This window comes from Haloarcula pelagica, assembly GCF_030127105.1.
Classification (GTDB): Archaea; Halobacteriota; Halobacteria; order Halobacteriales; family Haloarculaceae; genus Haloarcula; species Haloarcula pelagica.
On the sequence record NZ_CP126162.1, the window covers coordinates 420,176 to 430,929 of the forward strand.

The 10,754-nt window shown below is 69.3% G+C and carries 11 protein-coding genes and 1 pseudogene; 6 read left to right on the plus strand and 6 right to left on the minus strand.

Translation table 11 applies throughout. The annotated features are described in order from the left end of the window. Positions 1-6: 6 nt before the first annotated feature. The 3 genes and pseudogenes from P1L40_RS20765 to P1L40_RS20775 form a co-directional block, all read right to left on the minus strand. Positions 7-2,385 (minus strand): heavy metal translocating P-type ATPase, encoded by a 2,379-nt coding sequence (locus P1L40_RS20765; RefSeq protein WP_284011292.1) that lies wholly within the window; start codon positions 2,383-2,385, stop codon positions 7-9. 4 nt (positions 2,386-2,389) lie between these two features. Further along, a pseudogene (locus tag P1L40_RS20770) lies at positions 2,390-3,162 on the minus strand (sulfite exporter TauE/SafE family protein). Between the two features lies 1 nt (position 3,163). After that, positions 3,164-3,340: a DUF8131 family protein gene (locus P1L40_RS20775; RefSeq protein ID WP_284011293.1), complete on the minus strand. Its 177-nt coding sequence runs from the start codon at positions 3,338-3,340 to the stop codon at positions 3,164-3,166. A 157-nt stretch (positions 3,341-3,497) separates the two neighbouring features. Between P1L40_RS20775 and P1L40_RS20780 the strand changes: the two genes are divergently transcribed. From P1L40_RS20780 to P1L40_RS20795, 4 genes are read left to right on the plus strand one after another with little or no spacing between them, the layout of a single operon-like run. Continuing rightward, positions 3,498-4,682, plus strand: a complete 1,185-nt coding sequence (locus P1L40_RS20780; protein WP_284011294.1) for a halocyanin domain-containing protein — start codon at positions 3,498-3,500, stop codon at positions 4,680-4,682. 4 nt (positions 4,683-4,686) lie between these two features. Next, positions 4,687-5,232, plus strand: coding sequence for a cytochrome c oxidase subunit II (locus P1L40_RS20785; RefSeq protein WP_284011295.1), 546 nt, complete (start codon positions 4,687-4,689; stop codon positions 5,230-5,232). Next, complete coding sequence (locus P1L40_RS20790; RefSeq protein WP_284011296.1) at positions 5,232-6,920, plus strand: b(o/a)3-type cytochrome-c oxidase subunit 1; 1,689 nt, start codon at positions 5,232-5,234, stop codon at positions 6,918-6,920. The genes P1L40_RS20785 and P1L40_RS20790 overlap by 1 nt, the downstream gene beginning before the upstream one ends. A 30-nt stretch (positions 6,921-6,950) precedes the next feature. Further along, entirely contained in the window at positions 6,951-7,508 is a 558-nt protein-coding gene (locus P1L40_RS20795) for a hypothetical protein (RefSeq protein ID WP_284011297.1), read from the plus strand. Between the two features lie 6 nt (positions 7,509-7,514). Here the strand turns inward: P1L40_RS20795 and P1L40_RS20800 are convergent, their stop codons facing one another. Then, positions 7,515-8,327, minus strand: coding sequence for a hypothetical protein (locus P1L40_RS20800; protein WP_284011298.1), 813 nt, complete (start codon positions 8,325-8,327; stop codon positions 7,515-7,517). A gap of 10 nt (positions 8,328-8,337) precedes the next feature. Further along, entirely contained in the window at positions 8,338-9,105 is a 768-nt protein-coding gene (locus P1L40_RS20805) for a DUF7260 family protein (protein ID WP_284011299.1), read from the minus strand. Positions 9,106-9,300: 195 nt separating this feature from the next. Here P1L40_RS20805 and P1L40_RS20810 point away from each other — a divergent pair, with 195 nt between their 5' ends. Then, a complete protein-coding gene (locus P1L40_RS20810) occupies positions 9,301-9,816 on the plus strand; it encodes a halocyanin domain-containing protein (protein WP_284011300.1) in 516 nt (171 codons plus the stop codon). A gap of 42 nt (positions 9,817-9,858) precedes the next feature. Here the strand turns inward: P1L40_RS20810 and P1L40_RS20815 are convergent, their stop codons facing one another. Further along, positions 9,859-10,380 (minus strand): phosphopantetheine adenylyltransferase, encoded by a 522-nt coding sequence (locus P1L40_RS20815; RefSeq protein WP_284011301.1) that lies wholly within the window; start codon positions 10,378-10,380, stop codon positions 9,859-9,861. 131 nt (positions 10,381-10,511) lie between these two features. On the opposite strand from P1L40_RS20815, the gene P1L40_RS20820 reads away from it, so the two are divergent. Beyond that, positions 10,512-10,661 (plus strand): DUF7557 family protein, encoded by a 150-nt coding sequence (locus tag P1L40_RS20820; RefSeq protein WP_284011302.1) that lies wholly within the window; start codon positions 10,512-10,514, stop codon positions 10,659-10,661. Positions 10,662-10,754: the final 93 nt, after the last annotated feature.

Consider the following 10,754-nt stretch of genomic DNA (forward strand, 5'->3'; position numbering starts at 1 on the left):
CCCCGTTCAATCGGCGTCGGCGGCGACCGCGGCCGTCGGCTCCCGAGGCCGGGACCCGGGCGTGTCCGACCCCGACGACAGCGACCGGGCGGAGTTCCCGACGACCAGCAGGCTGCTCGCGGCCATCGCCAGCGCGGCGAACAGTGGATTGAGGACTCCCAGCAGCGCGAGCGGGAGCGCGACGGCGTTGTAACAGAACGCCCACGCGAGGTTCTGGCGGATGCGCGAGCGAGTCGCGGCGGTGAGGGAGAATACCGCCGGGACCTGCCGGAGGTCGTCCGTGGTCACGACTGCGTCGGCGGCCTCGGCCGCGAGTTTCGTGCCCGACTCCAACGCGATACCCAGGTCCGCGGTCCCGAGCGCCGGCGCGTCGTTGGTCCCGTCCCCCACCATGGCGACTGTCCCGCGGGACTGGAGGCGCCCGACGACCTCGGCCTTCGCCTCGGGAGGGACGCCGGCGAACACCTCGTCGACGGCGTCGTGCGTCCGGAACTGTTCGGCGGCCTCGGGGCTGTCGCCGGTGATGACGACGACCTCGTGGTCGGCGGCCAGCGCGGCGACGACCGATTCCCAGTCGTCCCGCGGGCGGTCGCCGCCGACGATCGCGTCCCGGGCGCGCCCGTCCCACCCGACGAGCGCGGGGACGTTGGCCTCGGCCCGTGCCTGTTCACACCGTTCCCGGAGGGCTGGGGAGACGGTCAACCCCTCGTCGACGAGCAGCGACGGCGTGCCGACGACGACGCGCTCCCCGTCGACAGTCGCGCTGACGCCCCGACCGGGGTGTTGCTCGAACCCGTCGACAGTCGCGGTCGGGGCCGACGCGGCGTCCGTGATCGCCGCCGCGAGCGGGTGGTCGGCGAACTGCTCGACCGCGGCGGCCCGGCGCATGGCCGGGTCGTCGGCCCGTTCGAACAGGGTCACGTCGCCCGTCGTCAGCGTCCCGGTCTTGTCGAAGGCGACCACGTCGGCCTCGGTAGCCGTCTCGAACACGGCGCCGTCGGTGACGACAACACCGTCGTCGAGCGCCTGTTTCACGCCCGCGGCCGTCGCCAGTGGTGTCGCCAGCCCGAGCGCGCAAGGACAGGAGACGACCAGCACCGCCAGCCCGGTCAACAGCGCGTCGGTCGGCGCCGCGCCGGCGGCCAGGTGTGCGCCGGTCGCTACGACGGCGAGGACGACCACGAGCGGGACGAAGACGGCGGCGATCCGGTCGACGAGCCGCTGGACATCCCCTCGGTCGCTCTGGACCTCCCAGAGGAGGTCCGTCAGCCGGTCGACCGTGCTCCGTGCGTCGGGGCCGACCGAGACGACGAGGCCGCCGTCGGTGACCAGTCCGCCGCCGACCACCTCGTCGCCGGGGGTCTTCCGGACGGGCAGGGACTCCCCGGTGACCAGCGACTCGTCGACGGCTGCGGTCCCCTCGTGCACCGTCCCGTCGACCGGGACTCGCTCGCCCTCGCCGACGACCACCTCGTCGCCGGGCGCGAGGTCGTCGAGGCCGACCGTCTCGGTCCCGTCAGTGGTCCGCCGGCGAGCGCTGTCGGCGCGTTGCTCGGTGAGGTCGGTCAGCCGCCCGGCCGCGGCCTCGCGGACCCGGTCCTGGTAGTAGTCGCCGATCGAGACGGCCAGGACGATGACCGTCGCCACGTCGAAGTACACCTCCGTGTGGCCCACCAGCAGGGCGAGGACGCTGTAGCCGAAGGCCGTCGTCGCGGCCATCGCCACGAGCAGGTCCATGTTCGGCCGGCCGGCCTGCAGACTGACGTAGGCGCCCCGCAGGATCGGAAAGCCAGTGTAGCCGACGACCACGGCGGCCATCACGGCGGTGTTCCACAGCAGGTACGCCCCGGCCGGGCCAGTGGGGTCAACGAACAGGAACTCGCTCCCGAGTCCGAGATAGGCCGGGTAGAGAAAGAGGACGTACCACAGCATCGTCATCATCCCGAAAAAGCCCCCGACCAGCAGCCGGCCTTCGAGTTCGTGGTCGTCGCCGGCGTCCGTGTCGGCCGGGCCGGCCTCGTAGCCGGTCCCCGCGACGACCGCGGGCAGCTCCGCGGCCGAGAGCCGTTCGGGGTCGTAGCTGAGTTTCATCGTCCCGGTCGAGTAGCTCGCGGCAGCGCCGGCGACTCCCTCGCGGTCGGTCGCTCGGGCTTCCAGAAACGTCTCGCAGGTCGCACAGTGCATCCCGTCGACGGAGAGATACGCCGTCTCGCCGTCGACGGCGTCGGGGTCGGCGCCGCTTTCGACATCCTCGACGGACCGGTCTGTGGGCTCGTCCAGCGTCCGGGCGACTTCCAGACAGCCCCGACAGCAGAACTCGCCGCCGACACCGCTGTCGGTGACGGGCGGATCGGCCGACAGCCCACAGAGTGTACAGTCCGTCATCGGCTCACATCCACGGCATCGGCAGCGGTGGTTTCGGTAGCGAGACTCCGAAGACGCCCAGCCCGTTCGACAGCGGGACGAGCGCGAGCACCAAGAAGACGGCTCCGAGGACCCGATGGATCGCGACCCGGCGAGCGGGGGACAGCGACCCGAACGCCGTCCCGTAGGCGAACACCAGCGGGATGGTCCCGAGCCCGAGCGCCGCGAGCGAGAGCCCACCGGTCACTGCCGATCCGGTGGCGAAGGCGTACAGAAACGCGGGGTACAGCAACGGACACGGGAGCAGCCCGTGCATCGCACCGAGCGCGACCATCCCGGGGCCGTCGACCCAGGCGTCGACGCGGGCGACCAGTGCCGCCGACACTCGGCGGAAGAGCCCGCCGACGACCGGGACCGACGCCGCGATGTCGACGGCGTTCCCACGTGTGAGATAACCCAGACCGACCGCGAGGATGGCGAGTCCGACGGCGACGCCGACGACACCGCGGACGGCCGTCCCGAGCCGGGCCAGGCCGGCCACGTCGAACAGGGCACCGCCGGCGGCCCCAGCGCCGCGCCGACGACTGTGTAGCTGACCGCCCGGCCGACGTTGAACGCGGCCTGCTGGCGGAGTTCGTGGAGCGACACCGGACCACCGTCGTCCAGCCGCTCGGCGTAGGTCGTCACCAGCGGGCCACACATCCCGAGACAGTGGACGCTCCCGACGAGGCCGAGGCCGGCGAAGGCGGCGATCCCGACGGTCTCGCCGGCGGTCAGGCCTCCGCTCAGCGGTCCCATCTCAGGCGGGCTGGCCCTCGTGGGGCGCGGTCATCAGATAGAGGCTCGCGGCGATGATGACGACGCTGACGAGCGACAGCGCGACGATGGTCCGCCCCGTTCCCTGGAGATAGTACGCGACGGGCGCCAGCCCGAGCAGGGCCAGCACCGTCACGAGTCGCGGACTGGATCCGGACATACTCGCCCCTAAGATGGAGGGGACATAAAAACGATAGGCCCGTTCCTGACCGGCGGGAAGGCGGGATCAGATTTTTTAAACTGGTTGTTGACGGCCCGACTATGGGCCGATCAACTGCTGGAGCATCGCACGGCTCGCGACACCGGGAGGGGTCGCGATGGCGCTGAACCGGCGTCAGTTCGTCCAGACAGCGGCTGCTGCCGGAGCGCTGGCCGGAGCTGGCACGGCGACTGCACAGGAAGAACCCGACTACGGCGGCTGGTTCGACGACGTATCGAACTTCGAGGGCACCGTCGACAGGCGGGGCCAGGACACCGTCGAGATCACCGTCGGTGCGGAGGGCAACAACGGCGCGTTCGCGTTCGATCCACCCGCGGTGATGGTCAGTCCGGGGACGGAGGTCGTCTGGACCTGGACGGGCGCGGGTGGGGGCCACAACGTCGTCTCGGACGGCGACGGGCCGCTGAACTCGGGCGATCCGGTGTCGGAGTCGGGGACGACCTACAGCCACACCTTCGAGAGCGAGGGGATCTTCAAGTACGTCTGTACGCCCCACGAGGCGCTGGGGATGAAAGGCGCCGTCGTGGTCCGACCGGGCGGGTCCGGTGGCGGGGGCGACCAGCCGACGGGGCCGCCGGCCAACCCCGACTACGGCGGCTTCTTCGACGGTGTCTCGAACTTCGACGGGGAGACCGTCGACCGGACCGGCCAGGATTCCGTCGAGATCAGCGTCGGTGCACAGGGCAACAACGGCGCGTTCGCCTTCGACCCGCCGGCGGTCCGCGTCTCGCCAGGGACAGAAGTCGTCTGGACCTGGACGGGCGCGGGCGGCGGTCACAACGTCGTCTCGGCCGGCGACGGGCCGCTGAACTCCGGTGATCCGGTGTCGGAGTCGGGGACGACCTACAGCCACACCTTCGAGGACACCGGCATCTACCGGTACGTCTGTACGCCCCACGAGGCGCTGGGAATGAAAGGCGCCGTCGTCGTGGGCGCACCCCCGGGAAGCAGCGGTGGCGGCGGTGGCGGACCGAGCGTCGAGGTCTCGGGGCCGCGCTGGCTCTTTACGAGTTCGATCATGCTGGCGTTTTTCACGCCGCTGCTGTACGCGGCCGCGGTGCGCCGCCGGAAGGGACAGGCCCCGCCCTCGGTCACCGACGAGGACGGGCAGGCACTCGTCGAGGAAGCGGCGGAGACGGCACCGGCCAACGAGATCGGTCACGACGAGTACGACCCCTGGGGGACGGCCGCCCTGGTGGCGTTCTACTTCGTGTTGATCGCCCTGCTGTGGGTGTTCATGTACTTCGTGGAGTTCCTCGGCCGCGTCTCGGTGATCGGGTGATATCATGCAGGTCCACAACTTCGAGAAAATCTGGCTCGGTGTCGCGCTCCTGTTGATCGTCGGCTTCATCGCCACCATCGCCTACGGGTCGGTCGGCGCTGGCATCTCGATGGTCGACGACAGCGGCGGAACGATCAGCGCCCAGGCGGTCCAGAGCGGCGAGACCGGTACGGGATTCGACGACCCCGGCGTGGTCAAACAGAGCGACGACCACTACGTCGTCTACGTCGTCGCCCAGCAGTTCCAGTTCCGCCCGGGCAGCGGTGACAACCCGATCAGAGTCCCGGCCGACGCCCGGATCACCTTCATGGTGACCAGCCCGGACGTGGTCCACGGCTTCTCGATCACTGAAACGAACATCAACACAATGGTTATCCCAGGACAGGTCGCGGAGGTCTCGGCACGGTTCGACGAGCCTGGCACGTACGGGCTGGTCTGTCACGAGTACTGTGGCGCGGGCCACCACACGATGGGCGGCTCCATCGAGGTGGTCGCGCCCTCGAACTACACCGCCCAGCAGCAGGCGGTCGACGGGGAGGTGAGCGCCTGATGGTCTACGTCGACGAGTTCCCGAAGACGGCGAAACTCGTGCGGGGCCAGTTCCTCGTCGCCTTCGGCGCCCTGGCTATCGGGGCGCTCTTCGGCGTGATCCAGGCGCTCCACCGGACCGGCGTCTTCCGTGGCTTCGTCAGTTCGGCGGACTACTACACGCTGCTGACCGGCCACGGCGTCCTGCTGGCGCTGGTGTTTACGACCTTCTTCATCGCCGGGCTGTTCGGCTGGGCGGTCTCGAACAGCCTCGACCGGGAGCTGTCACAGCGACTCGCCTGGGGCGGGTTCTGGACGATGCTCGTCGGGACGGTCCTCGCCGCAGTCGCCATCATCGGCGGGCTCATCGGGGCGCCCAGCATCCTCGGGCACTCGCTGAAGGCCGACGTGCTCTTTACGTTCTACGCGCCGATGAAGGCCCACCCCGCGTTCTACGTCGGGGCGGCGCTGATCATCGTCGGTTCCTGGGTCGCTGGGGCCTCGTACTTCAAGTCGCTGTGGGAGTGGCGCTCTGAGAACCCCGGCGAGCGCATCCCGCTGCGGACGTTCATGGTCGTGACCACGATGCTGATGTGGTACATCTCGACTATCGGCGTCGCCGTCGAGGTGGTCGCCTTCCTCATCCCGTGGTCGCTGGGACTGATCCAGAACGTCGACCCACTGCTGACCCGGACGCTGTTCTGGTACTTCGGCCACCCGGTCGTGTACTTCTGGCTCATGCCGGCGTATCTGGTCTGGTACACGATCCTGCCGAAACTGGCCGGCGGGCGGCTGTTCAGCGACCCGCTCGCACGCGTCGTGTTCGTCCTCTTCCTCTTGCTGTCGACGCCGGTCGGCTTCCACCACCAGTACGTCGACCCCGGCATCCCGGAAGGGTTCAAGTTCATCGCGATGACGAACACGATGTTCCTCCTGCTCCCGTCGCTTCTGACCGCCTTCACCGTGGTCGCCTCGATGGAACACGGGGCGCGTCAGCGCGGCGGAAAGGGGTACCTCTCCTGGCTCCGTGACCTGCCGTGGGGCAACCCCGCTTTCGCCGGCTGTGCGCTCGCGGGGCTGATGTTCGCCGCCGGCGGGTTCAGCGGGATGATCAACGCCGGGATGAACATCAACTACCTCATCCACAACACGCTGTGGGTCCCCGGTCACTTCCACCTCACCGTCGGGACGGCCTTCGCACTGACGGCCATGGCGATCAGTTACTGGCTGGTCCCACAGCTCACCGGAAAACAGCTCCAGCGGCGCTCGCTGGCGCTGGCCCAGCCCTACGTCTGGTTCATCGGCATGACCCTGATGTCCAACGCCATGCACCGCGCGGGGCTGGCCGGCATCCCGCGCCGGACCGCCGAACCGACCTACGACGAGTTCGCCTTCGAGGGGGTCGCCGGCACCGTCGGCGAGATGCGCCTCCAGATCGCGATCGGGGGCTTCCTGCTGTTCGTCGGCGCCGCCCTCTTCCTGATCGTGATGGCCGAGACGTTCCTGGCTCGCCGTGGCGGGACCCTCTCGGTCAACAGCACGATCCCGGAGCCCCTGTCCGGTCCCGAGCACAGCCCGCGCATCCTCGACAACTACAAGCTCTGGACGGCCATCGCGCTGGTGCTCATCGTCATCGCATACGGGCCGCCCCTGGCGAGCATGATCGCCGACGGCATCACCGCGCCCGGGAGCCCGCCGATCCCGGTCTGAGGACCCACTCTCTATCACCGCTACCTACCCATGTTCGACGACATCGACGGCCCCGAACAGACGACGCTGGTCCGGACACTGATCGTCCTGGCGATCGCGCTCCCGATTCTCATCGAGGTGGCGACCTTCGGGAGTCTGCTCAGTCATTCGCTGCTGGGGGTCGGCGGCGACGCCGGTGGCGCCGCGACAGCGACGGCGACGCCGACGGCCGAGATCGAGGGGGCCAGCGTCGGCGACGAAGTCCTGCCCGCGACGCCGGCAGTCGAGCGGATCGATCGCGCCGCTGTCGTCACCGGTGAGGACGGCTGGCGGTTCGTCCTGACGGTGGCCGTCTCGAACCCAACCGATCACCCCTACGAGCTTCGACTGGGCGAGGTCCACACGAGGGACGGCGAGACGGTCGCCGGCGGCGCGACGACCGGGACCGTCGCCGCCGGCGGGAACGGGACCGTCACCGGCGCGTGGGTCCTCCCGACGGGCCACCAGCCCGAGACGGTCGCCGTCACGGCGGTCGACCGGACCGCTGACGGGGCCGAGACGGAGACGTACTCCATCCGGCTCGGCTCGGTCCAGCTCTCGAACGGCTGAGCCCGGTCACGGCTCCTGTGGCGAGCCGTCGCCGGCCCACGCCGGGCGCGAGACGGTAGTGTTCCCGATGGCCGTGACCTGTTGACTGATACTGACCTGCACCTGTCGGTCGCCGACGCTCGTGTCGTACCGCACCAGCAGCGACTCGACGACGCCGTCGGCCGTCACCAGTAGCCGCACGGAGGCGTTGCGGGGAGTGGCAGTCGCGACCGGTAGCGGCCGGCGTGGGAACCGAACCCGACCGGTCGACACTAGAACCGCACCGCCCCCGGATCGGCGGTTGATATCGTACGTCGCCGCGGCGAGATAACCGCTGGGCCGTGCGGCAGCGAGGGTGTGGATCGCCGGTCGTTCGGGCTGTGGAACGGTACTTACGTGTCCGTTTGCCAGCGTCGAACGGACCCAGTACCGGGACTCCTTCCCCCAGAGGTCGCTGCGGGTGACCGTCGGCGTGAGCGGTCCGGCGCCGTCGGCGCGGAACGACTGCTTGACGCGCCCTTCGGGTGTCACGTGGCGCTGCCACCGGATGTGAAGCGAGCGGTTGGGGCCGGCGAGGATGGCCGTCTGCGTGACGGTGTAACTCCGATCGTCGAGACGCCTCGCGTCGGCACGGCGCACCGCTGCCCTATCGATGGTCTGAGGGGCAGGTCCGGTTGCTGCGGATGCCGGGACGCCCGGAGCGAGCGGCGCTGGCTGGTCCGGGACGGGGGCCGGCGTCGCCGGCGGCGGGGACGGTCCCGGCGACGCGAGCCCGGGACAGCCGGCGAGGACTGCCAGTGTCACCGCCAGCAGAAGCCGCGGACCGACCCGCCTCACCACAGCCCCGGACTCACCGCAGACACCGTTCGCGCTGTCCCCGGATCGTGCCGAGACAGTCGGTGATCTCGGTCAGTGCCGGACAGGTCACCGCGCGGTCGCCGTAGAGAAAGCCGATCAGGCTGTCGGCGTCGACGCCGGCCAGCGGGCTCCCGGAGCGCCGGTGGAGGAGCCGCTGGCGTCGGGTGGCGAGTCGTTCACACGCCGATTCGAGTCGTGTGAGCTCGGCGTCGTACTCCCCGAGTTCGCTGCTCGTGGCCCCCGCCCCGATCGCCTCGCCGAGTTCGGCGGTCCGGGACTCGATCTCCGAGAGCCGGTCCCGGATTCGCACGAGCGAGTCCCGTTCCGTCTCCAGCGTCGCGCCGAACTCCTCGCGCTCGGTCGTCGCGCGCGCTCCGGCCGCGACGATCGTCTCCCGAAGCACCGGCGTCAACTGCTGTCCGTCGACGATCTGTGTCGCGATCTCCGCGCCGAACTCCGCGCGCAGATTCTCCGCCAGCCCCTCCCCGTACACCTCGTCGTAGTGTGGTACCGCCATCACTGTCTCCGCGTAGGTCTCCGTGACCGACTGGAGACCCTTGGACTGCACCTGGTGGCCGCCGGCCGAGACGGCCAGTGTATCGCCGCCGCCCGTGGTTCGGACGGCCGCCGGCTCCGGTTCTCGGTCCCGCACGTGGCTCGTGAACCGGCGAAACGCGCGACGTTCGTCGGTCACGTACTCGATTTCACGGTCCAGTATCTCGATCGCATCGTCGAGTCGGTGGTGGGTCGTTCGTGGCATGGGGGCGTGGTCGATCGAACCGCCGTGTAGTGGTGATCGCGGTGTCCGCACTCGGTACGGTTCGTCGTTCAGTGACGACGAGGTAGTTCGTTGCTATGAGGGATATATACCACACTGAGCCGAACGTAGTGCTTTGTGGGCGTCCGGCGGGAGAAAGCGACGGCTAACTACGGCACTGGACGCGCGACTGTCCGTATGGCGACGCATCCGACCAGACGGCGGTATCTGACCGCGGCGACCGCTCTCGCCTGTCTCGCTGCGGGCTGTGGCGGCGACGGCGGTGACGGCGGCGACGGCGCGCCTGGCCCGGACGACTACCCCCTGATCGACCAGTGGCTCACCGAGACCGAAATCGGCGGGGCCGACGAGACCTACGACGGGACCTTTACCGACAGGCGCGGCCAGGACACGGTGACCGTCGACGTTGGGACCGAGGGCAACGGGGGGAACTTCGCGTACGCGCCCTCGGCGCTGGTCGTCTCGACCGGCACGGAAATCCGGTGGAACTGGACCGGCGAGGGGAACCCGCACAACGTCGAAGCGCTCCCCGAGGAGCAACTCGGGGAGTCGGACTACGAGTTCAGTTCCGGCGAAGCCGAGGGAGGGTCCGGAGTCAAGTACACGCGCACGATGGACCAGGCCGGTATCGCGCTGTATCACTGTGAACCCCACTTCGCGCTGGGCATGAAGGGCGGGATCGGCGTCGAGTAGCGGGGTGTGACGCCCCGCCGACAGCGCGTGCCCGGGCGGTCCTCACTCGGACAGCAGCCGCCCGTGCACGTCGATCTCCCCGTTCCGGACCCGGGTGCTGCTGATCCGTCGCCCGTCCTCGGCGACGATAAACGGTGGCGTGTGGATCTCCAGCGGGGCGAGCCCGTTCCCGGTCCGCTGTTGGTTGAGTTCGTAGGCCCGGCGCTGGGCCTTCGCTTCCGGCGAGACGATCAACGCGTCGAGGTCCTCGCGCGTCGCCGCCGGGCCCAGCGGCGTCGCCAGTTCGAGGATCCGGAACGAACTGCTGTAGGCGGCACCGATCCGATCGAGTTCCGCCTCCAGGGCGTCGTAACGCTCCTCGAAAGAGCCGAGCAGCTCGGCGTGGCCCGGGTCGCTCCGCGTCTCCGCCGCCAGTTCCGTCCCCGTCAGCCCGACGACGACGTGGCCGTCGCCGGCGCCGTCGTGACTCGCCGTCTGAAACGCCTTGTGGAGTAACGCTCGGTGGCCGTTGTGGATCGGCGTGAACGTACCGCCCAGGATCGCGATGCGCTCGGACGCTGCCATATTGGGTGGTCGCGGCCGACCGACGTAGATGTATCGCCGCTGTGTGGTCGCCCTCGTGGCCACCGGCTGTCCCTCTGAGTGACCGAGCGATATTTGTAGTCGTGTCGCGTCAGTAACAACTGGGAGTGACAATGGCTCACACGATAGAGATCAGCGACGAACTCAGGGACCGCCTGGACCGCCACCTCGACGAGGACGAGACCTACGAGGAGCTCATCACGGAACTGGTCTCGATGTACGAGACGGAAGGGACGTTCCTCCAAGAGGGGTATTCGGAGTAACGACCGGGACGACGCGGACACACCGTTATCGAAGTGTTCTCGCCGTTCGGTCGTACGGTTAGCTAGCGGTTACAGCGGGAGCGAAGCGGCAGT

What these genes read in the sequence shown, in the direction of transcription:
- P1L40_RS20765 (WP_284011292.1), bottom strand. Translation starts at nt 2,385, where the DNA reads ATGACGGACTGTACACTCTGTGGGCTGTCGGCCGATCCGCCCGTCACC.
- P1L40_RS20775 (WP_284011293.1), bottom strand. Translation starts at nt 3,340, where the DNA reads ATGTCCGGATCCAGTCCGCGACTCGTGACGGTGCTGGCCCTGCTCGGG.
- P1L40_RS20780 (WP_284011294.1), top strand. Translation starts at nt 3,498, where the DNA reads ATGGCGCTGAACCGGCGTCAGTTCGTCCAGACAGCGGCTGCTGCCGGA.
- P1L40_RS20785 (WP_284011295.1), top strand. Translation starts at nt 4,687, where the DNA reads ATGCAGGTCCACAACTTCGAGAAAATCTGGCTCGGTGTCGCGCTCCTG.
- P1L40_RS20790 (WP_284011296.1), top strand. Translation starts at nt 5,232, where the DNA reads ATGGTCTACGTCGACGAGTTCCCGAAGACGGCGAAACTCGTGCGGGGC.
- P1L40_RS20795 (WP_284011297.1), top strand. Translation starts at nt 6,951, where the DNA reads ATGTTCGACGACATCGACGGCCCCGAACAGACGACGCTGGTCCGGACA.
- P1L40_RS20805 (WP_284011299.1), bottom strand. Translation starts at nt 9,105, where the DNA reads ATGCCACGAACGACCCACCACCGACTCGACGATGCGATCGAGATACTG.
- P1L40_RS20810 (WP_284011300.1), top strand. Translation starts at nt 9,301, where the DNA reads ATGGCGACGCATCCGACCAGACGGCGGTATCTGACCGCGGCGACCGCT.
- P1L40_RS20815 (WP_284011301.1), bottom strand. Translation starts at nt 10,380, where the DNA reads ATGGCAGCGTCCGAGCGCATCGCGATCCTGGGCGGTACGTTCACGCCG.
- P1L40_RS20820 (WP_284011302.1), top strand. Translation starts at nt 10,512, where the DNA reads ATGGCTCACACGATAGAGATCAGCGACGAACTCAGGGACCGCCTGGAC.